We start from the raw sequence: 23733 nt of genomic DNA, 5'->3' as shown, positions 1-23733 counted from the left end.
GTCGAGATTCTTATGGATAAATTGATTATTACCGGCGGTGCCCGTCTTGATGGCGAAATCCGTATCTCCGGGGCTAAAAACTCGGCCTTGCCGATCCTGGCCGCCACCTTGCTGTGCGATGGCCCGGTTACCGTAGCCAACCTGCCGCACCTGCACGACATCACCACCATGATCGAGCTGTTCGGTCGCATGGGCATTGAGCCGGTGATCGACGAGAAGCTGTCGGTCGAAATCGACCCGCGCACCATCAAGACCCTGATCGCACCGTACGAACTGGTGAAAACCATGCGTGCCTCGATCCTGGTACTGGGCCCGATGGTCGCCCGTTTCGGCGAAGCCGAAGTGGCACTGCCTGGCGGTTGCGCCATTGGTTCGCGTCCGGTGGACCTGCACATCCGTGGTCTTGAAGCCATGGGTGCGACCATCGACGTCGAAGGTGGCTACATCAAGGCCAAGGCGCCGGAAGGCGGCCTGCGTGGTGCAAACTTCTTCTTTGATACCGTCAGCGTGACCGGTACCGAGAACATCATGATGGCCGCTGCCCTGGCCAATGGCCGCAGCGTCCTGCAAAACGCCGCGCGCGAGCCGGAAGTGGTCGACCTGGCCAACTTCCTGATCGCCATGGGTGCCAACATCACTGGCGCCGGCACCGACACCATCACCATCGACGGTGTGAAACGCCTGCACTCGGCCACCTACAAAGTGATGCCGGACCGTATCGAGACCGGTACCTACCTGGTTGCGGCTGCCGTGACCGGTGGCCGCGTCAAGGTCAAGGATACCGATCCGACCATCCTCGAAGCGGTCCTGGAAAAGCTGCGCGAAGCCGGTGCCGAAATCACCACCGGCGAAGACTGGATCGAGCTGGACATGCACGGCAAGCGGCCAAAAGCCGTCAACGTGCGTACCGCTCCGTACCCGGCGTTCCCGACCGACATGCAGGCGCAGTTCATCTCCTTGAACGCGATTGCCGAAGGCACTGGTGCGGTCATCGAGACCATCTTCGAAAACCGCTTCATGCACGTGTATGAACTGCACCGCATGGGTGCCAAGATTCAGGTCGAAGGCAACACTGCCATCGTCACCGGTATCGAGCAGCTCAAGGGCGCGCCAGTGATGGCCACCGACCTGCGGGCTTCGGCCAGCCTGGTGATCTCGGCGTTGTGCGCTGACGGTGACACCCTGATCGATCGCATCTACCACATAGACCGTGGCTACGAGTGCATCGAAGAAAAACTGCAGATGCTCGGCGCGAAAATCCGCCGCGTACCGGGCTAACCCCCACTGCTCGGGCGCAGGGAAGCGCCCGCCCGAGGTGTGCACAGGCACGCCTCGGCTGAATTTGTTTCAAATCGAGGCTGTAATGGCCTCGATCTGTGTCTGGCGCCATTTGCGACCGGACAGCAATAGCCTGATGAAGGATTGACGTTTCCCATGTTGACCATCGCACTGTCCAAGGGCCGCATCCTTGACGATACTTTGCCGCTTCTGGCTGAAGCGGGCATCGTGCCGACCGAGAATCCGGACAAGAGCCGCAAGCTGATCATCCCCACGACCCAGGACGACGTTCGCCTGTTGATCGTGCGTGCTACCGACGTGCCGACCTACGTTGAACATGGCGCCGCCGACCTCGGTGTCGCCGGTAAAGACGTGCTGATGGAATACGGCGGCCAGGGCCTGTACGAGCCGCTGGACCTGCGTATCGCCCTGTGCAAGCTGATGACCGCCGGCCGTGTCGGTGACGTCGAGCCAAAAGGCCGCCTGCGGGTAGCCACCAAGTTCGTCAACGTCGCCAAGCGCTATTACGCCGAGCAAGGCCGTCAGGTCGATATCATCAAGCTCTATGGCTCGATGGAGCTGGCGCCGCTGATCGGCCTGGCCGACAAGATCATCGACGTGGTCGACACCGGCAACACCCTGCGTGCCAATGGCCTGGAACCCCAGGACTTTATCGCTGACATCAGCTCTCGCCTGATCGTCAACAAAGCTTCGATGAAAATGCAACACGCCCGGATCCAGGCGTTGATCGACACCCTGCGCAAGGCAGTGGAGTCTCGACACCGCGGTTGACTCACCTGCGCGGCCCTAGGTCGCGCCCGTCTATCCGCCTCATAGCCAGAATTCTCAGGTGCCCAAGCGGAAACGACTGCTAGTTTAGGGCGCCTGAGTTTTTGCCAATTCTATTGAGGCCCTCGCTATGACCACGTCCACTGCAATTGCCCGACTCAACGCTGCCGACCCGGATTTCGCCCATCATCTGGATCATCTGCTGAGCTGGGAAAGTGTGTCCGACGATTCGGTCAACCAGCGGGTGCTCGACATCATCAAGGCCGTGCGCGAGCGCGGCGATGCGGCGCTGGTGGACTTTACCCGCCAGTTCGACGGCCTGGACGTCAAGTCCATGGCCGACCTGATCCTGCCCCGCGAACGCCTGGAACTGGCCCTGACGCGTATCACTGCGCCGCAGCGCGAAGCCCTGGAAGTCGCAGCGGCGCGGGTGCGCAGCTACCACGAAAAACAGAAACAGGACTCCTGGAGCTACACCGAAGCCGATGGCACGGTGCTGGGCCAGAAAGTCACACCGCTGGACCGCGCCGGCCTGTACGTGCCGGGCGGGAAGGCTTCATACCCGTCGTCGGTGCTGATGAATGCCATTCCCGCCAAAGTGGCGGGCGTGACCGAGGTGGTCATGGTGGTCCCGACCCCGCGCGGTGAAATCAACGAGCTGGTGCTGGCCGCTGCCTGCATCGCCGGCGTTGACCGCGTGTTCACCATCGGGGGGGCCCAGGCCGTCGCCGCGTTGGCCTATGGCACCGAAAGCGTGCCGAAAGTCGACAAGGTGGTCGGCCCCGGCAACATCTACGTTGCCACTGCCAAGCGCCATGTGTTTGGCCAGGTCGGTATCGACATGATCGCTGGCCCCTCGGAAATCCTCGTGGTGTGTGACGGCCAGACCGATCCGGACTGGATTGCCATGGACCTGTTCTCCCAGGCCGAGCACGACGAAGACGCCCAGGCGATCCTGGTCAGCCCCGACGCCGAGTTCCTCGACAAGGTGGCGGCGAGCATCAATAAGCTGCTGCCGACCATGGAGCGTGCCGAGATTATCGAGAAGTCGATCAATGGCCGGGGTGCGTTGATCCTGGTGCGTGATATGGAGCAGGCCATCGAAGTGGCCAACCGCATCGCCCCCGAGCATTTGGAACTGTCGGTGGCCGACCCACAGGCCTGGCTGCCGTCGATTCGTCACGCCGGTGCGATCTTCATGGGCCGCCACACCAGCGAAGCCCTGGGCGACTACTGTGCGGGCCCCAACCACGTGTTGCCGACCTCCGGCACAGCGCGATTCTCGTCGCCGCTGGGGGTGTATGACTTCCAGAAGCGCTCGTCGATTATCTTTTGCTCGCCACAAGGTGCTTCCGAGCTGGGCAAGACCGCCTCGGTGCTGGCCCGTGGTGAATCGTTGAGCGCGCACGCCCGCAGCGCCGAATACCGCATCGTCAAGGGAGAGTAAGACATGAGCAAATTCTGGAGCCCTTTCGTCAAGGACCTCGTGCCTTACGTGCCCGGCGAGCAGCCGAAGCTGACCAAGCTGGTCAAGCTCAACACCAATGAAAACCCCTACGGCCCGTCGCCCAAGGCGCTGGCAGCGATGCAGGCCGAGTTGAACGACAACCTGCGTTTGTACCCCGACCCCAACAGCGACCTGCTCAAGCAGGCCGTGGCCAAGTACTACGGGGTGGATGGGAGCAAGGTATTCCTCGGTAACGGTTCCGACGAAGTCCTGGCGCATATCTTCCACGGCCTGTTCCAGCACGACCTGCCACTGCTGTTCCCGGACATCAGCTACAGCTTCTACCCGGTGTACTGCGGGCTGTATGGCATCACCTCGGCCCCGGTGCCGCTGGACGAGCAGTTCCAGATCCGCGTGGCGGACTACGCCAAGCCTAACGGCGGGATCATCTTCCCCAACCCGAACGCGCCGACCGGCTGCGTGATGGCGCTGGACGCGGTGGAGCAACTCCTCAAGGCCAGCCCGGATTCGGTGGTGGTGGTCGATGAAGCCTATATCGACTTCGGCGGCGAAACCGCCATCAGCCTGGTGGACCGCTACCCCAACCTGCTGGTGACCCAGACCCTCTCCAAATCGCGCTCACTGGCCGGTTTGCGGGTAGGCCTGGCGGTGGGCCACCCGGACCTGATCGAGGCGCTGGAGCGGGTCAAGAACAGCTTCAACTCCTATCCACTGGATCGCCTGGCGATTGTCGGCGCGGCGGCGGCCTTCGAAGACCGTGAATACTTCGAGAAGACCTGCCAACTGGTGATCGATAGCCGCGAGACGCTTGTGGCGCAGTTGCGAGAGAAGGGCTTTGAGGTGTTGCCGTCAGCGGCCAACTTCATCTTTGCCCGCCACCCACGGCACGACGCGGCCGGCCTGGCGGCCAAGTTGCGGGAGCAAGGGGTGATCGTGCGGCACTTCAAGCAGGAGCGGATTGCCCAGTTCCTGCGGATCAGCATCGGGACACCTGAGCAGAACCAGGCGTTGATTGATGGTTTGGGTGATCTTTAAGGCTTGAATCTATATGGGCTGGACGGGCCTCATCGCGGGCAAGCCCGGCTCCCGCATGGAAATGCATTCCAATGTGGGAGCCGGGCTTGCCCGCGATGAGGCCATCAGCTACACCGACACTCCGTAGCCTTTAGAGCAACGGCTCGTCCGGCTTCTTGTGCTTCCAGCCATCATTGCCCGGCAGCAGCAGGTTCAAACCAATCGCTACCACGGCGCAGAGGGCGATGCCCTTCAGGCCGAAATCATCGGGACCGGTACCGGTGCCGATCAGCACACCGCCAATCCCGAACACCAGGGTCACCGACACAATCACCAGATTGCGCGCCTCACCCAGGTCGATCTTGTGACGGATCAGGGTGTTCATCCCCACCGCGGCAATCGAGCCGAACAACAGGCACAGAATCCCGCCCATCACCGGCACCGGAATGCTTTGCAGCAGCGCGCCGAACTTACCGACAAAGGCCAGGGTGATGGCAAATACCGCCGCCCAGGTCATGATCTTCGGGTTGTAGTTCTTGGTCAGCATCACCGCGCCGGTCACTTCGGCGTAAGTGGTGTTGGGCGGGCCGCCGAACAGGCCAGCCGTGGTGGTGGCGATACCGTCGCCCAACAGCGTGCGATGCAGGCCGGGCTTTTTCAGGTAGTCACGACCGGTTACGCTACCCACGGCAATCACGCCGCCGATGTGTTCAATGGCTGGGGCCAGGGCCACCGGGACGATGAACAGAATCGCCTGCCAGTTGAATTCCGGCGCGGTAAAGTGGGGCAGGGCAAACCAAGGTGCGGCGGTGATCTTCGCGGTGTCGACCACGCCGAAGTAGAACGACATGCCAAAACCCACCAGCACCCCGGCAATGATCGGCACCAGGCGGAAAATGCCTTTGCCGAACACGGCCACGATCAGCGTGGTCAGTAGCGCCGGCATCGAGATCAGCATTGCCGTCTGGTAAGGGATCAACTCGGCACCGTCGCCCGACTTGCCCATTGCCATGTTCGCGGCAATCGGCGCCATGGCCAGGCCGATGGAGATGATCACCGGTCCGATCACCACGGGCGGCAGCAGCCGGTCGATAAAACCGGTGCCCTTGATCTTCACGGCGAGGCCGAGGAAGGTATAGACGAAACCCGCCGCCATCACCCCGCCCATGGTCGCCGCGAGGCCGAACTGGCCCTTGGCGAGAATGATCGGGGTGATAAACGCAAAGCTCGATGCCAGGAACACCGGCACTTGGCGCCCGGTGACAATCTGGAACAACAACGTGCCAAGGCCTGCGGTAAACAGTGCAACGTTTGGATCAAGACCTGTGATCAGCGGCATCAACACCAGCGCGCCAAATGCTACGAAGAGCATTTGTGCGCCAGACAGGATCTGGCGCCAAAGCGGGTCGTTGAATTCATCCTGCATGTTCACGCGTCCTTCTGCTTGGTGCCGAAGATCTTGTCGCCAGCATCGCCCAGGCCCGGAATGATGTAGCCGTGCTCGTTCAGGCGCTCATCAATGGACGCGGTGTAAATCACTACATCCGGGTGAGCTTTTTCTACGGCGGCGATACCTTCGGGTGCCGCTACCAGCACCATGGCGCGGATATCCTTGCAACCGGCTTTCTTCAGCAGGTCGATGGTAGCGACCATGGAGCTGCCGGTGGCCAGCATCGGGTCGATGATCATCGCCAAGCGCTCGTCGATCTCGGGGACGAGTTTTTCCAGGTAGGTGTGGGCCTGCAGGGTTTCTTCGTTGCGGGCTACGCCCACAGCGCTGACCTTGGCGCCCGGGATCAGGCTCAGCACGCCTTCAAGCATGCCGATACCGGCGCGCAGGATCGGCACCACGGTAATTTTCTTGCCAGCGATTTTCTCGACCTGGACGGGACCGCACCAACCGGGGATCTCGTAGTTTTCCAGGGGTAAATCTTTGGTGGCTTCGTAGGTGAGCAACGCTCCGACTTCCTGAGCAAGCTCACGGAAGTTCTTCGTGCTAATGTCGGCGCGGCGCATAAGGCCGAGCTTGTGTCGGATCAGCGGGTGGCGGATCTCACGGATGGGCATGGGGAAAGGCTCCGGCGGCGGGCAAAAAAACCGGCCTAGATTAATCTATCCGAGGGTGTTGTCCTATAGACAACCTGTACGTTAGTCCATAAAGGCTTGAACGTTGCGCCCCAGAGGCGTACCTTCGCCCGCTTTTCTTGCCACAGTACCCCTGGAGAGCGCCATGTCCGCTGATCTCGAGCATATCCGTCAAATCATGCGCGAGGCTGACTGCCTGTACACCGAAGCACAAGTCGAAGAGGCTATCGCCAAGGTCGGCGCGCACATCACCCGTGAAATGGCTGAAACCAACCCGGTGGTGTTCTGTGTGATGAACGGTGGTCTTATTTTCGCCGGCAAATTGCTGACGCATCTGCAATTCCCGCTGGAAGCGTCCTACCTGCACGCCACGCGCTATCGCAATGAAACCAGTGGCGGCGACCTGTTCTGGAAAGCCAAGCCGGAAGTGTCGTTCATCGACCGCGACGTCTTGATCATCGACGACATCCTCGACGAAGGTCACACCCTGGGCGCGATTGTCGACTTCTGTAAACACGCCGGCGCGCGCAACGTGCACACCGCCGTGCTGATCGACAAAGACCACGACCGCAAGGCCCGCCCGGACCTGAAGGCCAATTACGTCGGCCTGCCGTGCATCGACCGCTACATCTTCGGTTACGGCATGGATTACAAAGGCTACTGGCGTAATGCCAATGGCATCTTTGCTGTGAAGGGGATGTAAGTCGTGGCGCGTTTTCTTGATCAGTCGCTGTTTGCCGAATTGGCCGAGAAAGCCGCCGCCAACCCCCGTGGCCGGCAGAACGTCAACTTCCACCAGATGGAAGAGCCGTGCCATCGCATGGCTGTCGGTTTGCAGCCACACACCTATGTGCAGCCCCATCGTCATCTCACCGCTGACAAGGCCGAGACCCTGCTGGTACTCAAGGGGCGCCTGGGTATTTTGATTTTCAGCGAGTCTGGCGCGGTTCTGGAGCGGCGCATCTTGCAGGCCGGTGGCGATTGCCAGGGCGTTGATCTGTCGCCAGGGGTTTTCCACGGTCTGGTGGTGCTTGAGCCAGACACGGTGATGTTCGAGTGCAAGGCAGGCCCTTATCGCCCGGTGGGCGAGGGCGAACTGGCGACCTGGGCACCCCGGGAAGGTGAAGCCGGCATGGCTGAGTATCATCGCTGGATGCTTGCCCAGTTCGATTGAACCTGGCAGCGGAAAAAAGGTGGGTGGGGTTTGTGTGGGAGCGGGCTTGCCCGCGATAGCGGAGTGGCAGGTTAGATATGTTCGACTGACCCACCGCCATCGCGGGCAAGCCCGCTCCCACATTAGAGCCTCGTGGCTTCCGAACCTTGTGTCCCGCAGGTAGACTTCTACCCCCGTGTACATGTCTGCAGGCTGGAGTCGGCAATGCGTAAAGATAAGAAACAAGTGATTGGTGACGAGATCGGCGACGATCAGATCAAGCTGTTCCTGGATTTTGAACCGGTCGACGCCACCTCACCGTCCCTGCACAAGCTGATCAAAGCCTATCGCGGCCTGCGCATCGACGATTTCGAGCGGTTCCTGGGCTTTTTCAAGGAAGCCGGGCTGGACCTCGACGGTAAGGACGAGCATGGCCAGACCTTCGTCGATCTGATCAAGGACCAGCGCAACGCGGACGAGTACATCGAGCTGATCAAAATCGCTCGCGGCTGAATAGCCAGGACATAAAAAAACGCCCCGTTCTCATCACGAGAGCGGGGCGATCGTTCCCACGCTCTGCGTGGGAATGCATCCGGTGACGCTACGCGTCACGACCTCAAGCGTAGCTTTCGGCCTCGCTACCTTGCTCAACCAGTTCCAGGCTGATGTTGTTCTGCACGCTGATCTTGCGATACAGCTCGGCATCGGTCTCCAGGACTTTTTCCCGAGCCGGGAAGATTTCCTGCAACTTGGCCGCCCATTCACCGGCCGCCTGGGCCGGGAAGCAGCGTTCGATCAGTTCCAGCATGATCGAAACAGTCACCGAAGCCCCTGGGGACGCACCTAGCAGCGCCGCCAGCGAACCGTCTTTGGCCGCGACCAACTCGGTACCGAATTGCAGCACGCCGCCTTTCTTCGGATCCTTCTTGATGATCTGCACCCGTTGGCCAGCCACTTCCAGGCGCCAGTCCTCGGCTTTGGCTTCGGGATAGAAGCGGCGCAGGGATTCCAGGCGCTGCTCCATGGACTGCATCACTTCGCTGACCAGGTACTTGGTCAGGTCCATGTTGTCCCGGGCCACGGCCAGCATCGGGCCGATATTGCCGAGGCGAATCGACATGGGCAGGTCAAGGAACGAGCCGAACTTGAGGAACTTGGTGGTGAAGCCAGCGTATGGCCCGAACAGCAGGGATTTCTTGCCATCCACCACGCGGGTGTCCAGGTGCGGCACCGACATCGGTGGCGAACCCACGGCCGCCTGGCTGTAGACCTTGGCCTGGTGCAGCTTGACCACTTCCGGGTTGTCGCAACGCAGCCACTGGCCGCTGACCGGGAAGCCGCCGAAACCTTTGCTTTCTTCAATACCCGAGGCTTGCAGCAGCGGCAGGGCCGCGCCGCCAGCGCCGAGGAACACGAACTTGGCGTCGACATTGCGCGTGTTGCCGCTGTTGACGTCCTTGATGCTCACGGTCCAGCCGGCGCCATTGCGCTTGAGGCCGGTAACGCGCTTGCTGTACTTGACGTGGGCATCTGCCGAGCTGCTCAGGTGCGCGAGCAATTGGTTGGTCAGGGCGCCGAAGTTGACGTCGGTACCGTTCATCACGCGGGTCGCGGCGATTTTCTCGTCGGCCGGGCGGCCCGGCATCATCAGCGGCATCCACTCGGCCATTTCTGCGCGGTCTTCGGTGTAGTGCATATCCGAGAACGCGTGGTGCTGGCTGAGGGTTTCAAAGCGTTTCTTGAGGAACGACACGCCTTTTTCGCCCTGCACGAAGCTCAGGTGCGGCACGGGGCTGATAAAGGACTTGGACGAGCCAAAGGTGCCTTTTTTGGTCAGGTACGCCCAGAACTGCTTCGACACTTCAAACTGGGTGTTGATGTGCACGGCTTTCTTGATGTCGATGGAGCCGTCACCCGCCTGCGGGGTGTAGTTCAGCTCGCACAGCCCGGCGTGACCGGTACCGGCATTGTTCCACGGGTTGGAACTCTCCGCGGCACCCGAATCCATCAGCTCAACGACTTCCAGCTTGAGGCCGGGGTCGAGCTCCTTGAGCAGTACGGCGAGGGTGGCACTCATGATGCCCGCACCTACCAGTACTACGTCGACTGCTTCGTTATGCGCCATTTAACGCGTCTCCAAAATCTGCAGCACCAAATTGACGGCATGGCTGCCAGGAGTGACGGGGCGGTTCACGTAATGCCCCAGGTTACCCATGGCCAGGATCGCCATGTCCGATTCTTCGCAATTTTTTTGCAACTTCAGCGGACGCTGCCGACCAGGCCTTATCTGCATATGAACGCATTTAAGGGCCCCTGTGGCAATTCGACTTATGGTCAAGTACGTCCGATCGTGCAACCAAATCCGTAGCGGACAGGCTTCAAGCTCCGGTTTTTGAGGAGTACTCGGTCCTGTGTGGTTGGGCAGTGCCAGACGTTGATGGTGCTTGTACAAACGCAAAACTATTCATTTGCTCGCCACACTCTTGTGAAGTTGTGAAAACCCGTTTTTTTCACGCTCTTTTGAAGACGTGAACCTCAAAAAAGGGCTGCCCCAGCCTGGCACCTGGCCCGAAATCACTGCCGACACGCGGCATAACGGGCAAACAACTCAAGTGGCCGAGCGCAATGGCAGCTCTGGCAGATTCGGTAAAGGCGCAGGTTTGCAGACAAAACAGCCAGCTCGCCAGCTTCACTCGATCTGTGTGGGCGGCTCTCTGTGGGCGGTGCGGGGGAGCTAATACCGGAGCATTAGCGATGCTGCGAGGCCCGATCAGGAGACGTCCTTATAATCGGGGGGAGATTGTAGCGAAGAACTGCAGGGAAATGGACGTGTTTTATGACTTTTATTAGCGCTTCGGTCAGGCGGTCAACGGCAGGCGGTGTGATGACCGTGCGCGGCGCGGGCTGATGCGGGCGCGGGCGGGCAGTGGCTGGTGCATCCAGCTCAAGCGGATCTCCTCGACTTCGACCCAGCCTCCACCCACCGGTGGCTGGCTGCAGTGCTTGAATGCCTGGCAACGACCTTGCGCGTCGAGCAGGGCAAAGTGTCGAAAGGCGGGCTTGCGTGCGAATAAGCGCCAGAGAAAGTCGAACATGGTGGGCCTCCTGATAATGGGGCCAAGCATGCCAGCCCAGCATGACATATCGGTGACACTGAACCGCAGCCGGCGGGCCTGTGTCTGAGGTTGTAACTGGCGCTAGTTCCCGGCAGCGGCGCACCGCTATACTGCTCGGCTGTCGGTACCTGATTTCTGGAGAGAAAAGCATGTTGCAACGCCTGTTGTTCGGTTTGATCACTGTGACCAGCTTGACCCTGGTTGGCTGCGCCCACAGCCCGCAGCAACTCAGCCCGCAACCCAAGCTCACCACCCAGCTGGCGCCTGTAGGCCATGGCCAGCCGGTCTCGGTGCGGGTGGTTGACGGTCGTCCGTCGCCGACCCTGGGCACCCGCGGTGGCCTGTACCCGGAAACCAGCGCCATCACGGTGACTGGTGCCGACGTGCTGCCCAAGCTGCAAGCCCAGGCCGAAGCGGCTGTGCGCCTGCTGGGCTTCACCCCGACCAGCAACTCGCCTGGCGCGCCGCAACTGACCGTGACCCTGGCAGAGCTGAAGTATCAGTCGCCCAAGGAAGGCCTGTACGTGACCGAAGCCACCATCGGTGCGACCTTCCGCTCTGATGTGTCGGCCGGCAACCGTCGCTACAGCGGCCGTTACGGTGCGTCCCTGGACCAGCGCTTCGGCATGGCGCCGAACCAGGAAACCAACACCAAGCTGGTCAGCGACGTGTTGAGTGACGCCCTGACGCGTCTGTTCAAGGATCCAAGCATCGGCCAGATCCTCAGCTCGCAATAATCAGCTGAAAAAAGCCGGGCCCCGTTACGGGCCCGGCTTTTTTGTGTCTGCGCTCTTCATGCCGCCGTTTCGACATAAAAGTCCAGCACACTCACGCCTGTGAGCAGGTCCAGCTCCGGCAGGTCGGCATGTTGGTGCCCGCCGAGGGCGCAATACACCAGCCAGTGCCGGTCCTGGACATTGAACGCCAGGCCGCCGACCAGCGCCTCTTGCTCATCGCTGGGGGCGATCAGATACAGCCGATCCTGGTTCTGCGCGTGCAACATGACAAGCTCCCTTGTGTGCGAAGGGCAACAGAGTGGCTTGTTAAGGTGACGTTCAGGTGACGCTGTAAATTACTCGATACAGTAGTCGTCAATGGGGGAGGGAGCTGTGATGCGCAGGAGGGCGCAGTCCGTTCAGGTTTGTATCTGGATGGACACCCGGTCACTGTTACACCGAGGTTTTTTGATGTCGCTGCCGGCATTACTGCTAAATACCACTGCATTGTTGATTGCCTGCCCCGGCGCCGGGCTGCTGTTTGTGACCCGCCTGCGGGAGCAGCGGGCGATGGCCCAACTTGCCGCGCAAAGTGAAGGGCGGGCAATCGACCAGCCGATGCTGTTTCTGGATGTGCGTACCGAGCGCCGTCATCGCCTGGGCTACCGCCTCGGGTTTGCCTGTATCGGGCTGGCGCTAGTGATCTCCTGGCTCAGCACTCAATTGTAAAAATACCCCAAAACCACTGTGGGAGCGGGCTTGCTCGCAATAGCGGTGTGTCAGTCAAATAGTTATCAACTGACCCACCACCATCGCGGGCAAGCCCGCTCCCACATTGTGTTGTGTGTTGTTCACGCTATTGGCTTACAGGACAATCCCTGCTTTAACCCGATACTGATTACGCACCGGCATCGCATATTGCAGCACCAGATACGGTCGGTGCTCCGCCGGGCAGGCAATCAAGCGTCGCTCCCACTCTGCTTTCGCCTTGGCCAACTCGTCCGCCGGGAACACCTCGGCAGCCGTCGGCACCTGCAATTGCGGGTCGGCGTCGCTCCATTGTGCGTAGGCCAGGTAATGCACGGGAAATAACCGGTAGCCCCCCAGAATCTGTCGGTCCATCTCGATGGCCAACTGTTTGGTGTCTTCAAAACGCTCGACAATCGGCGGCGCGAAGTTGACGTGGACCCGGCCCTTGTAGCCCGTGATGCCCAGGGCAATGCTCACGTCATCTTCACCTGGCGCTTTGGCGTAGGTGCCGGTGGTGGCGCGGATATACAGTTCGCGCGCCTTGGCCGCGTCGCACGGGTCGTATTCGTAGCTGATGGACACCGGCGTCAGGTTCAGCGACAGGATGACGTCAGCAAACGGCTCATCCTTGCGGCTCATATGGAACATCTTGAGGATCGCCGACTCAGTGCGATCATCCCCATCCTTGGCGCGGCCTTCGGCCTGGGCAATCCAGATCGACTGGCAGTCGTTACGGATCGAATGGTTGATGTAGGCCGACAGCAGTTGGTACGCCGCCATCTTCTCGCGTCGCCCGGTAATGGAGCGATGTACGATAAAACTCTTGTTCAGGCGCATCAGATCGCTGACAAACGGCTTCTGCAGCAGGTTGTCACCGATGGCAATGCGCGGTGTTGGCAGGCCGGCGTGGTACACCGCATAGTTGACGAAGGCCGGGTCCATCACGATATCGCGGTGGTTGGCCAGGAAAACATAGGCCGTACCGGACTTGAGCTGTTCGACCCCGGTATAGGTGACGCCGTCGGTCGCCCGGTCGATGGTGTGGTCGACGTAAAACTCGACTTTGTCCTGCAAGGTGGCGACGGTGGTCACACCGGCGAACTCACGGCGCAGCTTCTGGGCGATCAGCGGCTTGAGCAGCCAGCCGAAGGCGCCGGCAAAGCGCGGGAAGCGAAAGTGGGTCAGGATGTCCAGAAAGGCCTTGTCACTGAACAGCCGGGCCAGTACTGCCGGGACTTCGCTGTCGTTGTAAGGTCGGATGGTATCGAATTCGCCCATCATGCTCTCTTGTTAGAAACGGCTAGGGTAAGTAAAGGTTTGGATCGATAAGTGACAGGGCAGGTCTGAACAAATGGCATCAAACGAAAAAGCCCTGCAAATAGACCGGCGATTATACGCACAAGTCACCTGGGAGAGACCGCGATGCTAGAACCTGCGCTGTACGATTGTCCTTATTGTGGTGAAGAGGTCGAGACATCTGTGGATTTGTCCGGCGGTGACCAGAACTATATAGAGGACTGCCAGGTGTGCTGTCGGCCGATCAATTTCTACCTGCAGGTCCACGGCGAGGAATGGATGCTCGAAGTGCGCAGCGAGAATGAATAAGGGGGGCAGCCATGCAACGAATCTACGAACCGGAAAACCTGATGGAGGGCGAGTTGCTGCAGCAAATGCTCGCCAGCGAAGGTATCGACGCCCATCTGGTGGGGCGCCATCTGCTGGGTGGTACGGGTGAACTGCCGATCTTCGGCCTGTTGGGCCTGGAAGTGGAGAACGACCAGGCTGGTGAAGCCCGCGAGTTGATTACCGCCTATATCGGCGCCCAACCGCTACCCGGCGATGAACCCGACAGCTACCCCGACGTGCTGGTCTGTTAGGCTGTCGTTCGGTTTACCCAAGAGTCGTGTTGCCCCATGTGTGGACGTTATGCCCTGTTTCGCTGGAACCCCGCCTTCGCTGCCTTGCCGGGGTTCCCGGCGGATCAACAGGCCCAGTGGAATATTTCTCCCAATGATTCGGTGCTGATCCAGCGCGCTACCGACGGCCAGCGCACCCTGGCGCGGGCCCGCTGGGGGCTGACGCCCCCCTGGTTGACTGATCTGTCCCGCACCCCGGCCCATGCCCGCGCCGAAACCCTGGCCGAACAACCGATGTTTCGCGAGGCCTTTCGCCTGCGCCGCTGCCTGCTGCCAGCCAATGGCTTTTATGAATGGCGTGGCACCCAGCGCAAGCGGCCGTACTGGCTCACGCCGGGGGAGGGCTCGACGCTGTTCTTTGCGGCGATCTGGGAGGCTTATCCGGTGCAGGAGCAGGTGTGGTTGAGCGCGGCAGTGGTGACCCAGGCCGCGCAGAGCCAGCGCCGGCCGCTGATTCTGGATGCGGCGGGGCAGGAAGCCTGGCTCGATCCCGAGACGCCTTTGCATGTGTTGCAGGGGTTGCTGGCCGGTGAGCCGGCGGCGTTGCGTGAGCGGGTGCTGGCTAACATGGTCAATGATCCGAAGCTCAATGGGCCGGAGTGTTTGACCCCGGGTTGAGGCTGGGGGTTGAGTGGGGGATTCGCTGGCGCCATCGCAGGCAAGCCAGCTCCCACATTTTGATGGGTGAATACCTTCAAATGTGGGCGCTGGCTTGCCTGCGATACGGCCCTGAAGGCCGCTGAAACCTTTATACCTTGAACTGATTGATCAACCGCCGCTGCTGCTCCGCCAACTGGGTCAGCCCCGCACTGGCAGCACTGGACTCATCGGCACCGCCCGCCACCTCATTGGCCACCTGGCCGATATTGATCACATTGCGGTTGATGTCCTCGGCCACCGCACTCTGTTCCTCTGCCGCACTGGCAATCTGCGTGTTCATGTCATTGATCACCGACACGGCCTGGGTGATGGTCTCCAGGGCCTGGGCCGCCTTGGCCGCGTGCTGCACGCTTTCATCGGTACGCTGCTGGCTGTCTTCCATGACCCGTACCACGTCCCGCGTGCCTTGCTGCAATTGCTGGATCATGGCCTGGATTTCTTCGGTGGCCTTCTGGGTTTTCTGCGCCAGGTTGCGCACCTCGTCGGCCACTACCGCAAAGCCCCGGCCCTGTTCGCCAGCCCGTGCAGCTTCGATGGCGGCGTTGAGGGCCAGCAGGTTGGTCTGCTCGGCAATGCCGCGGATGGCAATCAGGATGGCATTGATGTTCTCGCTGTCCTTGGCCAGGGTCTGGACCACGCCCACTGCCTTGCCGATCTCCAGGGCCAGGGCGCCGATGGACGTGGAGGTGTCGCGCACAATCTGCATGCCCTGGCTCGCAGCCTGGTCGGCATGGGTGGCGGCTTGTGCGGCCTGGGTGGCATTGCGGGCCACGTCCTGGGCGGTGGCGGTCATCTCGTGCACGGCGGTGGCGACCTGGTCGATCTCGACCATTTGCTTGTGCACCCCGAGGTTGGTGCGGATGGCGATGTCGGCGGTGTGTTCCGACGAATCGCTGACTTTCTGCACCGAACTGACCACCTGGGTAATCATGCCCTGCAGCTTGATCAGAAAGGTATTGAAGCCGGCGGCAATCGCGCCCAGTTCGTCGGCGCGGTCACTGGTCAGGCGGCGTGTCAAATCGCCTTCGCCCTGGGCGATGTCATTGAGCATCGCCACCATCTGCTTGAGCGGCCGGGCAATGCCATGCCCCACCAGCCAGATCACCAGCAGGCCGATGCCGGCAATCACCAGGCCAACCATGGTCATGCCGAAGATATCGGTTTTGCGCTGGGCGTCCAGGTCGCCCTGCAGCGCTTGCAAGTCGGCCATCACCGTGCCCAACGGCAGTTGCAGCATCAAGGTCCAGCGCGCATCGGTCTGGCCGATGTTGAAGGGCAGGAACAACTCGATCAGCCCCTGGGCCTGGTCGACGTCGTAGCGGACTTCGCCGACGTTCGGCTGGTTGAGGTGATCGATTGTATTTTTGTCGAACAGGTCGCTGGCTTTCTCTCCCAGCTTGCTGGCGTCCTTGGTATAGGCGACCAGGCGGCCATTGTTGGAAATCAGCGCCATTTCGCCGGCACCGTTGTACAGCTTCTGGTCGGCAGCGGTCAGCATTTCCTGGATGAAGTTAACCGACAGATCGGCGCCGACGATGCCCTGGAACTTTGCGTCGATCATGATCGGCTCGATAAACGAGGCCAGCATCACCGTGGTATTGCCTACGCGATAGGGCGCGGGGTCGATGACGCAGGGTTTTTGGGTTTCCTTGGAGCAGAGGTAGTACTCACTGGCGCGGATGCCGGTGGAGAGAATTTTCTGGTCGGTCAGGTCGGCGAGTTTTTCCAGGCCCAGGCTGCCGTCCTGGTTGCGGAACCACCAGGGCATAAAGCGCCCGTTTGTGGGCTCTATGCCAACCACGGCGGTGTTCAGGTAGTTGGCGTCGTTGTGGTCGATGGCATTGGGTTCCCAGGCGATATAGGAGCCGAGGACTTTCGGGTTGCGCACCACGGTTTCGTGCAGCAGGTTGATCAGTTGTTCGCGGCTAACCTGCAATGGGGCGCCGCCGTTTGCGTCTTTCATGCCCATCAGTGCGTTGGTGGTGGCCAGGCCTTTGGCGGTCACCAGTGGCGCTTCCAGTTCGCGCTGGATCAGTGTGGCTTGAGTGTGGGCGAGTGCCGTGAGCCGTTGCTCGATGATCTGCTCGAATTGCGCCTGGGTGCGTGCCTGCACCATGTCCTGGGTCCGTGCGCCGGCGAACAGCGCGTACAGCACCAGGGCCGCCACGACGCTCAGCACGATGGCCCCGGCCAATGCCGCAACAGAAAACTGAATCGACTTGAATTTCATGGAAGCTCCGGGCGCTTAGGGCATCATCTGTTTTCTTATATCGGCCACAGGCGCTGCAGACATGAGGTGCTGCCCTGTAAAAGAATCAGGGGTGTCGTTTATAGAATGGTTGTGGGCGTGGGGGATGTCTGAAATCAGCGGTTATGCGTCAGGTGTATCTGGCGCAGATACAAGGGAGGGCCTAGGATATGCGCCATAATTTCAGGGAGAAGGCGCATGAAAAAATATTTGGCGGTAACGGCATTGAGCGCAGCCTTGCTGCTCGCCGGTTGCCAGTCGGTCAACACCACCAGTGGCGGCGCCGTGGGTGTGGAGCGCAAGCAGTACATGTTCAGCATGCTGTCGAGCCAGGAAGTCGACCAGATGTACGCGCAGTCGTACCAGCAGACCCTTGGCGAAGCCAGTGGCAAGGGCCTGCTGGACAAGACCAGCACCAACGCCAAACGTGTGCAGGCTATCGCCAAGCGCCTGATCGCCCAGGCTCCCACCTTCCGTCCGGATGCGGCGCAGTGGAAGTGGGAAGTGAACCTGATCAAAAGCGACGAGATGAACGCCAACTGCGGGCCTGGCGGCAAGATATTTGTCTACAGCGGGCTGATCGACACCCTCAAGTTGACCGATGATGAGCTGGCGGCGGTCATGGGCCATGAAATTGCCCACGCCCTGCGTGAACATGGCCGCGAAGCCATGTCCAAGGCCTACGGCATCGAGATGGCCAAGCAGGGCGCCGGCGCATTGTTGGGCCTGGGCCAGGACAGCATGGCGCTGGCCGATACCGTGGCCAACTACGGCATGACCTTGCCCAACAGCCGCAGCAACGAGAACGAAGCCGACCTGATCGGCCTGGAACTCTCGGCCCGCGCCGGTTACAACCCGAACGCGGCCATCACGCTCTGGAACAAAATGGCCAAGGCCTCCGAAGGCGCACCGCCTGAGTTCATGAGCACCCACCCGGCCTCCAGCAGCCGGATCGCCTCGTTGCAGGCGGCGATTCCCAAGGTGATGCCGTTGTACCAGCAGGCCAAGAAGTCCTGATAATCCAGGCCTTGTGACGATCCAAAGCTGGGAGCGGGCTTGCTCGCGATAGCGGTGGTTCAGTTAATTAATACGTGACTGATACAGCGCTATCGCAGGCAAGCCAGCTCCCACATTTGCAAAGGGTTACAACCAGCCGCTGCTTTGCATGGCCTTGTACACCGCCACCAGCGCCAGGATAAAGAACGCCGAGGCCGCCAGGCGCCGAATCAGGGTCAGCGGTAGTTTCTCCGCGGCGAAATTCCCCGCCAGAACCACCGGCACGTTGGCAATCAGCATGCCCAGGGTGGTACCGATAATCACCAGCCACAACTCCGGGTATTGCGCCGCCAGCATCACCGTGGCGATCTGCGTCTTGTCCCCGATTTCTGCGATGAAGAACGCAATCAGCGTGGTCAGGAACGGCCCGAACTTGCGTGAAGTACTGGCCTCGTCATCGTCGAGCTTGTCCGGCACCAGGGTCCACAGGGCCGTGGCGCAGAAGCTCGCAGCGAGTATCCAGTGCAACACCGCATCCGAGAAGAAACTGCCAAACCAGGCACCCACGGCACCGGCGGCGGCGTGGTTGGCCAGGGTCGCGGCGATGATGCCGGCGATGATCGGCCAGGGTTTGCGAAAGCGTGCGGCGAGGATGAGCGCGAGCAATTGCGTCTTGTCGCCGATTTCGGCCAAGGCAACGATTGCGGTAGGAACGAGGAGTGAATCCAGCATCAGGTAGGTTTCCAGGGGCGGGTCGACACGGCTATGACACGTACAGCCTTCCCGCCCCGGGTAAGGTGTGCGTGTCATAGGTCTTGTCAAACCCCGGTCCGTCTGTGCGGACTCCTGGGTCGCATACGCCATGGTCTGCTGACCAAGTATGTTGACGTATGCCGGACGAGCATGTTGCTCGTGGGAGACTACTCCCCTAGGACGGAGCGGATTCTGCCTTGGCAAAATCCATTCGGCAAGCGTTCTTTTTCAAACGCCCGTCAGCCGCGCTTGGCACGGTAGATGCGAAAACCCTGGCCCTCGGCCTTGACTGCGCACACGCCCAGATGCTCTTCGATCAGTGGTTGGTACTTCAGGAAGCTGTTGGCAACTAGCCGAAGTTCGCCACCGTTTTTCAGATGTTGGCGTGCTTTTCGCAGCAGGTTTTCCGTAGCGAAATAATCCGTATGCACCCCGACATGGAACGGCGGGTTGCTCAGAATCGCATCCAGGCCCATGGGCGCGGCGTCGATGCCATCACCGGTCAGCACTTCGCCTTCCAGGCCATTGGCCTCCAGGGTCAGGCGACTGCTGGCGGTGGCGAAGGCGTCCACGTCGAGCAGCGTCACGGTGTTGTGCGGATAGCGCCGCTTGACCGCCGCGCCGAGCACGCCGGCGCCACAGCCGAAGTCCAGCAGATGACCGCTGGGCAGCTTGTCCAGGTGTTCGAGCAAAAGCGCGGTGCCGCGATCCAGGCGGCCATGGCTGAACACGCCGGGCAAGCTGACGACCTTGAGCGGCCCGTCGGCCAGTGGCACTTCAAAGACCTCGGCCAGGCTTGCCAGGTCGGGGGCTGCCGGGGCGTCGGCCACGGTGGCCAGCCACAGCTGGCAGTGCCGCGCATTGTCGAGCTTGCGTGGTTTGCCGAAGGCGTTCAGTTGTTTGGCGGCGCTTTCGATGCCGCCGCGTTTTTCGCCCACCAGGTACAACTCGGCGCCCGACAGCCGTGCCGCCACAGCCTTGAGGATGTAGTCGGCGAGGTCCTTGGACTTGGGCAGGAATACCACGGCTGTGTCGAAGGCACGCTGCGGTACATTCACCCCGAAATGGCTGCGCTCGGCAAACCGCGCATCCAGCGCCGCCTGATCGCCCGCATGCCAGCACCAGCCATGGGCATTGGGCAGGCGGCCCAGCAGGTCGTCGGCGGGCAGGCCGGCCAGTAACACATTGCCTTGAAAAAGTTCGGCCTGACGAAGCAGTACTTCACTGCGCGGATCCATGGTCTGCTCCCTGAAAAAGGAGCGCAGTTTATCAACTGACGACGCGCTGCGGTGCTCCGCTGAAAAAGCCCCGGGCGTTTTCGGTCAATTGGCCGACGATCCGTTGCCGCGCTTCGCGACTGCCCCACGCACTGTGTGGGGTGATGATCAGCCGTGGGATGTCGCTCGCCAGCAGCGGGTTGCCGGCGGTCGGCGGTTCGACGCTCAGCACATCGGTGGCCGCGCCCCCCAGATGACCGCCGCGCAGGGCGTCTGCCAAGGCCTGTTCATCAATCAGGCCACCGCGTGCGGTGTTGACCACGAACGCGCCCGGCTTGAGCAGAGCCAGTTCGCGGGCGCCGATAAAGTGCCGCGTATGTTCGTTGAGCGGGCAATGCAGGGTCAGGGCGTCGATCTGCGGCAGCAGTTCGTCCAGTGGCACCCGATCTGCGCGGGGCGGGCGACCGGGGATGGCGCCCAGCACTACGCGCATGCCAAAGGCTTCAGCCAGACGCGCGACGGCGCCGCCCAGTTCGCCATGGCCCAGTAAACCCAGGGTTTTGCCTTCCAGCTCGACAATCGGGTAGTCCAGCAGGCAGAACTGCTTGGCTTGCTGCCACAGCCCGGCATCGACGTCTTTTTGATAGTCCTTCAGGCGCGTGGCGAGGTTGAGCAGCAGCATGATCGTGTGTTGCGCCACTGACGGCGTGCCGTAACCCTGGCAGTTACTCACGGTAATGCCCTGGGTGCGGGCGGCGGCCAGGTCGACGTTGTTGGTGCCGGTGGCGGCGATCAGGATCAGTTTCAGGTCAGGGCAGGCGGCCATCGTCTGGGCGTTGATCAGGATCTTGTTACTGATCGCTACCTGGGCGCCTTGCAGGCGCTCGACCACTTGATCGGCCGAGGTCTGTTCGCACAACTGCAAGTCGCTGAAGGTCTCCCGCAACCCGCTGAGGTCAAGGTCCCCCTGGTCCAGGGAAGGGTGATCAAGGAAGACGGCGCGGCGATTGTTCGTCATCAACTGTACCTTTTGCGACAGGGTTCGAAGGCGTAATCTGCCGAGCCTACCAGATGAAATAATCAGTTACTTCTTGGAGTGTGCATGTACCTCACCGAGTTTTTGACCGTGGCGTTGATTCACCTGCTGGCCGTGGCCAGCCCCGGGCCGGACTTTGCCGTGGTGGTACGCGAGAGCGTGACCCATGGCCGGCGTGCCGGCACTTGGACGGCGTTGGGCGTCGGTTCGGCGATTTTCCTTCACGTTGGCTACTCGTTGCTCGGTATCGGTTTGATCGTGTCCCAGTCCATCGTGCTGTTCAACGCCTTGAAATGGGCGGCGGCGGCCTACCTGTTGTATATCGGCTTCAAAGCCCTGCGGGCGCAGCCGGCCAAGCCTGCCAGTGAAGAAGACTTGCACCGCGAAGTGGGCGAGCGCAGTGCCCGCGGCGCCTTTACCTCGGGCTTTGTGACCAATGGCCTGAACCCCAAGGCCACGCTGTTTTTCCTGTCGCTGTTCACCGTGGTGATCAACCCCCACACGCCGCTGGCCATCCAGGCCGGTTATGGCCTGTACCTGGCCGTGGCTACCGCCCTGTGGTTCTGCATGGTGGCCATGTTGTTCAGCCAACAGCGCGTGCGCGCCGGGTTTGCGCGCATGGGCCATTGGTTTGATCGGAGCATGGGTGCGGTGCTGATTGCCATTGGTGTGAAAGTGGCCCTCACCGAGCGCTAAAGGCGCCGCTGGCTGAATGAATGCTGGCGCAAAGCTAGCATTCATCCGGCTCTGCAAATCATTCCTTCGGCTGATTTGGCCGGCGTGCAAGGTCTCTACAGTGCAAATCCTTTAGCCAAGACCGTGCAGTCATAAAAAGGGATTCGTATGTTGCAGACTCGTGTTATCCCGCCCGCCGAAGGCGCCTACCAATACCCGCTGTTGATCAAGCGCCTGTTGATGTCGGGTGCGCGCTACGAGAAAACCCGGGAAATCGTCTACCGCGACAAGCTGCGCTACACCTACCCCACCCTGATCGAACGCGTCGCCCGCCTGGCCAATGTGCTGACCGCAGCCGGGGTCAAGGCCGGTGATACCGTGGCCGTGATGGACTGGGACAGCCACCGTTACCTGGAATGCATGTTCGCCATTCCGATGATTGGCGCGGTGATTCACACCATCAACGTGCGCCTGTCGCCAGAGCAGATCCTCTACACGATGAACCACGCCGAGGACCGCTTTGTGCTGGTCAACAGCGAGTTCGTCGGCCTGTACCAGGCCATTGCCGGCCAATTGACCACCGTCGACAAAACCCTGCTGCTGACCGATGGCGACGAGAAAACCGCCGATCTGCCCAACCTGGTAGGCGAGTACGAAACGCTATTGGCCGCTGCCAGCACGCACTACACCTTCGAGGACTTCGACGAGCATTCGGTGGCTACCACCTTCTACACCACCGGTACCACCGGTAACCCCAAGGGTGTGTATTTCACCCACCGCCAACTGGTGCTGCACACCATCGGCGTGGCGACCATCATGGGCAGCGTCGACAGCGTGCGCCTGCTGGGCACCAACGATGTGTACATGCCCATCACGCCGATGTTCCACGTCCACGCCTGGGGCTTGCCGTATGTGGCGACCATGCTCGGCCTCAAGCAGGTCTACCCTGGCCGCTACGACCCGGAATACCTGGTGGAGTTGTGGCGCAAAGAGAAGGTCACGTTCTCCCACTGTGTGCCGACCATCCTGCAGATGCTGCTCAACGCCAAGGCCGCCCAGGGCGTGGATTTTGGCGGGTGGAAAATCGTGATTGGCGGCAGCGCCCTCAACCGCTCGCTGTATGAAGCAGCCAAGGCCCGTGGCATCCAGTTGACAGCGGCCTATGGGATGTCCGAGACCGGCCCGCTGGTGTCCTGTGCCCACCTCAACGAAGAACTGATGGCCGGCAGCGAAGACGAGCGCACCACCTACCGGATCAAGGCCGGTGTGCCGGGGCCGTTGGTGGAAGCCGCGATCATCGACGGGGACGGCAACTTCCTCCCGGCCGATGGCGAGTCCCAGGGCGAACTGGTGCTGCGCGCGCCATGGCTCAGCGAGGGGTATTTCAACGAGCCGCAGAAGGGCGCCGAACTCTGGGAAGGCGGCTGGATGCACACCGGCGACGTGGCCACCCTCGATGCCTTCGGTGTGATCGACATTCGCGACCGTATCAAGGACGTGATCAAGACCGGCGGCGAGTGGATTTCATCCCTGGCCCTTGAGGACCTGGTCAGCCGTCACCCGGCGGTACGCGAAGTAGCGGTGGTCGGGATTGCCGACCCGCAGTGGGGCGAGCGTCCGTTTGCCCTGTTGGTGGTCCGTGAAGGCCACGGGATTGGCGCCCGCGAACTCAAGGAACACCTCAAGCCGTATGTCGAGCAGGGCCACCTGAGCAAGTGGGCAATTCCAAGTCAGATTGCCATTGTTACGGAAATTCCCAAGACCAGCGTCGGTAAGCTGGACAAGAAACGTATCCGTATCGACATCATTGAATGGCAGGCCAATAACAGCACCTTCCTGTCCACGCTCTGAGCCCTTGTGCCG

Annotated in this window: 25 protein-coding genes, 1 pseudogene and 1 riboswitch; of the genes and pseudogenes, 15 read left to right on the top strand and 11 right to left on the bottom strand. The window is 61.1% G+C overall.

All coding sequences use genetic code 11. The features are described 5' to 3' along the window. The first annotated feature begins 12 nt into the window (after nt 1-12). From murA to hisC, 4 genes are all read left to right on the top strand, one after another. On the top strand, nt 13-1278 hold the full coding sequence (gene murA / locus K1X80_RS23990) for a UDP-N-acetylglucosamine 1-carboxyvinyltransferase (RefSeq protein ID WP_057438121.1): 1266 nt from the start codon (nt 13-15) through the stop codon (nt 1276-1278). Between the two features lie 156 nt (nt 1279-1434). After that, a complete protein-coding gene (gene hisG / locus K1X80_RS23985) occupies nt 1435-2070 on the top strand; it encodes an ATP phosphoribosyltransferase (RefSeq protein ID WP_003188599.1) in 636 nt (211 codons plus the stop codon). Nucleotides 2071-2197: 127 nt separating this feature from the next. After that, entirely contained in the window at nt 2198-3514 is a 1317-nt protein-coding gene (hisD, locus tag K1X80_RS23980) for a histidinol dehydrogenase (RefSeq protein WP_003188601.1), read from the top strand. Between the two features lie 3 nt (nt 3515-3517). Then, complete coding sequence (gene hisC / locus K1X80_RS23975) at nt 3518-4570, top strand: histidinol-phosphate transaminase (protein WP_057438123.1); 1053 nt, start codon at nt 3518-3520, stop codon at nt 4568-4570. A gap of 130 nt (nt 4571-4700) precedes the next feature. Here the strand turns inward: hisC and K1X80_RS23970 are convergent, their stop codons facing one another. Next, nucleotides 4701-5975: a uracil-xanthine permease family protein gene (locus K1X80_RS23970; protein WP_216311921.1), complete on the bottom strand. Its 1275-nt coding sequence runs from the start codon at nt 5973-5975 to the stop codon at nt 4701-4703. 2 nt (nt 5976-5977) lie between these two features. Then, nucleotides 5978-6616, bottom strand: coding sequence for a uracil phosphoribosyltransferase (upp, locus tag K1X80_RS23965; protein WP_029291751.1), 639 nt, complete (start codon nt 6614-6616; stop codon nt 5978-5980). Nucleotides 6617-6779: 163 nt separating this feature from the next. On the opposite strand from upp, the gene K1X80_RS23960 reads away from it, so the two are divergent. From K1X80_RS23960 to K1X80_RS23950, 3 genes are all read left to right on the top strand, one after another. Then, nucleotides 6780-7337, top strand: coding sequence for a hypoxanthine-guanine phosphoribosyltransferase (locus tag K1X80_RS23960; RefSeq protein WP_057438125.1), 558 nt, complete (start codon nt 6780-6782; stop codon nt 7335-7337). A gap of 3 nt (nt 7338-7340) precedes the next feature. Continuing rightward, complete coding sequence (locus K1X80_RS23955; protein ID WP_057438127.1) at nt 7341-7808, top strand: WbuC family cupin fold metalloprotein; 468 nt, start codon at nt 7341-7343, stop codon at nt 7806-7808. Nucleotides 7809-8012: 204 nt separating this feature from the next. Next, complete coding sequence (locus K1X80_RS23950) at nt 8013-8300, top strand: PA4642 family protein (RefSeq protein WP_038443313.1); 288 nt, start codon at nt 8013-8015, stop codon at nt 8298-8300. Nucleotides 8301-8403: 103 nt separating this feature from the next. Here the strand turns inward: K1X80_RS23950 and mqo are convergent, their stop codons facing one another. Beyond that, nucleotides 8404-9912: a malate dehydrogenase (quinone) gene (mqo, locus tag K1X80_RS23945; protein ID WP_057958467.1), complete on the bottom strand. Its 1509-nt coding sequence runs from the start codon at nt 9910-9912 to the stop codon at nt 8404-8406. A gap of 733 nt (nt 9913-10645) precedes the next feature. Continuing rightward, the gene (locus K1X80_RS23940; RefSeq protein WP_057958468.1) at nt 10646-10882 is read right to left on the bottom strand and encodes a hypothetical protein; all 237 of its coding nucleotides are present in this window, start codon (nt 10880-10882) and stop codon (nt 10646-10648) included. Between the two features lie 170 nt (nt 10883-11052). Between K1X80_RS23940 and K1X80_RS23935 the strand changes: the two genes are divergently transcribed. After that, on the top strand, nt 11053-11640 hold the full coding sequence (locus tag K1X80_RS23935) for a YajG family lipoprotein (protein ID WP_029291738.1): 588 nt from the start codon (nt 11053-11055) through the stop codon (nt 11638-11640). Between the two features lie 56 nt (nt 11641-11696). On the opposite strand, the gene K1X80_RS23930 is transcribed toward K1X80_RS23935, so the two are convergent. Further along, nucleotides 11697-11906 carry a hypothetical protein gene (locus tag K1X80_RS23930; RefSeq protein ID WP_008434269.1) on the bottom strand — a complete coding sequence of 70 codons (210 nt, stop codon included), beginning with the start codon at nt 11904-11906 and terminating at the stop codon, nt 11697-11699. 184 nt (nt 11907-12090) lie between these two features. Here K1X80_RS23930 and K1X80_RS23925 point away from each other — a divergent pair, with 184 nt between their 5' ends. Beyond that, nucleotides 12091-12348, top strand: a complete 258-nt coding sequence (locus K1X80_RS23925) for a hypothetical protein (RefSeq protein WP_057958469.1) — start codon at nt 12091-12093, stop codon at nt 12346-12348. A gap of 135 nt (nt 12349-12483) precedes the next feature. On the opposite strand, the gene K1X80_RS23920 is transcribed toward K1X80_RS23925, so the two are convergent. Then, on the bottom strand, nt 12484-13647 hold the full coding sequence (locus K1X80_RS23920; RefSeq protein WP_186625286.1) for a 1-acyl-sn-glycerol-3-phosphate acyltransferase: 1164 nt from the start codon (nt 13645-13647) through the stop codon (nt 12484-12486). A gap of 144 nt (nt 13648-13791) precedes the next feature. On the opposite strand from K1X80_RS23920, the gene K1X80_RS23915 reads away from it, so the two are divergent. From K1X80_RS23915 to K1X80_RS23905, 3 genes are read left to right on the top strand one after another with little or no spacing between them, the layout of a single operon-like run. Beyond that, nucleotides 13792-13974, top strand: coding sequence for a CPXCG motif-containing cysteine-rich protein (locus K1X80_RS23915; protein WP_057438139.1), 183 nt, complete (start codon nt 13792-13794; stop codon nt 13972-13974). Nucleotides 13975-13985: 11 nt separating this feature from the next. After that, nucleotides 13986-14246, top strand: coding sequence for a putative signal transducing protein (locus K1X80_RS23910; RefSeq protein ID WP_057444473.1), 261 nt, complete (start codon nt 13986-13988; stop codon nt 14244-14246). 36 nt (nt 14247-14282) lie between these two features. Then, nucleotides 14283-14903 (top strand): SOS response-associated peptidase, encoded by a 621-nt coding sequence (locus K1X80_RS23905; RefSeq protein WP_057438144.1) that lies wholly within the window; start codon nt 14283-14285, stop codon nt 14901-14903. Between the two features lie 130 nt (nt 14904-15033). On the opposite strand, the gene K1X80_RS28665 is transcribed toward K1X80_RS23905, so the two are convergent. Continuing rightward, nucleotides 15034-15777 carry a methyl-accepting chemotaxis protein gene (locus K1X80_RS28665; protein ID WP_390897828.1) on the bottom strand — a complete coding sequence of 248 codons (744 nt, stop codon included), beginning with the start codon at nt 15775-15777 and terminating at the stop codon, nt 15034-15036. 114 nt (nt 15778-15891) lie between these two features. Next, a pseudogene (locus tag K1X80_RS28660) lies at nt 15892-16086 on the bottom strand (HAMP domain-containing protein); the annotation flags it as partial. 1305 nt (nt 16087-17391) lie between these two features. On the opposite strand from K1X80_RS28660, the gene K1X80_RS23895 reads away from it, so the two are divergent. Further along, nucleotides 17392-18210 (top strand): M48 family metallopeptidase, encoded by an 819-nt coding sequence (locus K1X80_RS23895; protein ID WP_057958473.1) that lies wholly within the window; start codon nt 17392-17394, stop codon nt 18208-18210. A 126-nt stretch (nt 18211-18336) separates the two neighbouring features. Here K1X80_RS23895 and K1X80_RS23890 read toward each other — a convergent pair whose 3' ends face one another. The 3 genes from K1X80_RS23890 to K1X80_RS23880 form a co-directional block, all read right to left on the bottom strand. Then, nucleotides 18337-18921, bottom strand: a complete 585-nt coding sequence (locus tag K1X80_RS23890; RefSeq protein ID WP_057438151.1) for a TMEM165/GDT1 family protein — start codon at nt 18919-18921, stop codon at nt 18337-18339. 89 nt (nt 18922-19010) lie between these two features. After that, nucleotides 19011-19130: riboswitch (yybP-ykoY riboswitch) on the bottom strand. A gap of 51 nt (nt 19131-19181) precedes the next feature. Beyond that, nucleotides 19182-20180: a class I SAM-dependent methyltransferase gene (locus tag K1X80_RS23885; RefSeq protein ID WP_057958474.1), complete on the bottom strand. Its 999-nt coding sequence runs from the start codon at nt 20178-20180 to the stop codon at nt 19182-19184. Between the two features lie 31 nt (nt 20181-20211). Further along, nucleotides 20212-21177 (bottom strand): 2-hydroxyacid dehydrogenase, encoded by a 966-nt coding sequence (locus K1X80_RS23880; RefSeq protein ID WP_128592808.1) that lies wholly within the window; start codon nt 21175-21177, stop codon nt 20212-20214. A gap of 84 nt (nt 21178-21261) precedes the next feature. Between K1X80_RS23880 and K1X80_RS23875 the strand changes: the two genes are divergently transcribed. Both K1X80_RS23875 and K1X80_RS23870 read left to right on the top strand, forming a co-directional pair. Beyond that, nucleotides 21262-21891, top strand: coding sequence for a LysE family translocator (locus K1X80_RS23875; protein ID WP_057438156.1), 630 nt, complete (start codon nt 21262-21264; stop codon nt 21889-21891). A gap of 147 nt (nt 21892-22038) precedes the next feature. Then, on the top strand, nt 22039-23721 hold the full coding sequence (locus K1X80_RS23870) for a fatty acid--CoA ligase (protein WP_057438159.1): 1683 nt from the start codon (nt 22039-22041) through the stop codon (nt 23719-23721). Nucleotides 23722-23733: the final 12 nt, after the last annotated feature.

Source organism: Pseudomonas sp. So3.2b, assembly GCF_019464415.1.
Lineage (GTDB): Bacteria > Pseudomonadota > Gammaproteobacteria > Pseudomonadales > Pseudomonadaceae > Aquipseudomonas > Aquipseudomonas shahriarae.
This window is presented reverse-complemented; position numbering and strand designations above follow the sequence as displayed.

Coding starts and splice junctions, on each gene's coding strand:
- murA (WP_057438121.1), top strand. CDS start 13: ATGGATAAATTGATTATTACCGGCGGTGCCCGTCTTGATGGCGAAATC.
- K1X80_RS23910 (WP_057444473.1), top strand. CDS start 13,986: ATGCAACGAATCTACGAACCGGAAAACCTGATGGAGGGCGAGTTGCTG.
- hisC (WP_057438123.1), top strand. CDS start 3,518: ATGAGCAAATTCTGGAGCCCTTTCGTCAAGGACCTCGTGCCTTACGTG.
- K1X80_RS23920 (WP_186625286.1), bottom strand. CDS start 13,647: ATGGGCGAATTCGATACCATCCGACCTTACAACGACAGCGAAGTCCCG.
- hisD (WP_003188601.1), top strand. CDS start 2,198: ATGACCACGTCCACTGCAATTGCCCGACTCAACGCTGCCGACCCGGAT.
- K1X80_RS23940 (WP_057958468.1), bottom strand. CDS start 10,882: ATGTTCGACTTTCTCTGGCGCTTATTCGCACGCAAGCCCGCCTTTCGA.
- K1X80_RS23905 (WP_057438144.1), top strand. CDS start 14,283: ATGTGTGGACGTTATGCCCTGTTTCGCTGGAACCCCGCCTTCGCTGCC.
- K1X80_RS28665 (WP_390897828.1), bottom strand. CDS start 15,777: ATGGTCGAGATCGACCAGGTCGCCACCGCCGTGCACGAGATGACCGCC.
- K1X80_RS23875 (WP_057438156.1), top strand. CDS start 21,262: ATGTACCTCACCGAGTTTTTGACCGTGGCGTTGATTCACCTGCTGGCC.
- K1X80_RS23880 (WP_128592808.1), bottom strand. CDS start 21,177: ATGACGAACAATCGCCGCGCCGTCTTCCTTGATCACCCTTCCCTGGAC.
- K1X80_RS23895 (WP_057958473.1), top strand. CDS start 17,392: ATGAAAAAATATTTGGCGGTAACGGCATTGAGCGCAGCCTTGCTGCTC.
- K1X80_RS23950 (WP_038443313.1), top strand. CDS start 8,013: ATGCGTAAAGATAAGAAACAAGTGATTGGTGACGAGATCGGCGACGAT.
- hisG (WP_003188599.1), top strand. CDS start 1,435: ATGTTGACCATCGCACTGTCCAAGGGCCGCATCCTTGACGATACTTTG.
- K1X80_RS23970 (WP_216311921.1), bottom strand. CDS start 5,975: ATGCAGGATGAATTCAACGACCCGCTTTGGCGCCAGATCCTGTCTGGC.
- K1X80_RS23930 (WP_008434269.1), bottom strand. CDS start 11,906: ATGTTGCACGCGCAGAACCAGGATCGGCTGTATCTGATCGCCCCCAGC.
- mqo (WP_057958467.1), bottom strand. CDS start 9,912: ATGGCGCATAACGAAGCAGTCGACGTAGTACTGGTAGGTGCGGGCATC.
- K1X80_RS23925 (WP_057958469.1), top strand. CDS start 12,091: ATGTCGCTGCCGGCATTACTGCTAAATACCACTGCATTGTTGATTGCC.
- upp (WP_029291751.1), bottom strand. CDS start 6,616: ATGCCCATCCGTGAGATCCGCCACCCGCTGATCCGACACAAGCTCGGC.
- K1X80_RS23870 (WP_057438159.1), top strand. CDS start 22,039: ATGTTGCAGACTCGTGTTATCCCGCCCGCCGAAGGCGCCTACCAATAC.
- K1X80_RS23935 (WP_029291738.1), top strand. CDS start 11,053: ATGTTGCAACGCCTGTTGTTCGGTTTGATCACTGTGACCAGCTTGACC.
- K1X80_RS23890 (WP_057438151.1), bottom strand. CDS start 18,921: ATGCTGGATTCACTCCTCGTTCCTACCGCAATCGTTGCCTTGGCCGAA.
- K1X80_RS23915 (WP_057438139.1), top strand. CDS start 13,792: ATGCTAGAACCTGCGCTGTACGATTGTCCTTATTGTGGTGAAGAGGTC.
- K1X80_RS23960 (WP_057438125.1), top strand. CDS start 6,780: ATGTCCGCTGATCTCGAGCATATCCGTCAAATCATGCGCGAGGCTGAC.
- K1X80_RS23885 (WP_057958474.1), bottom strand. CDS start 20,180: ATGGATCCGCGCAGTGAAGTACTGCTTCGTCAGGCCGAACTTTTTCAA.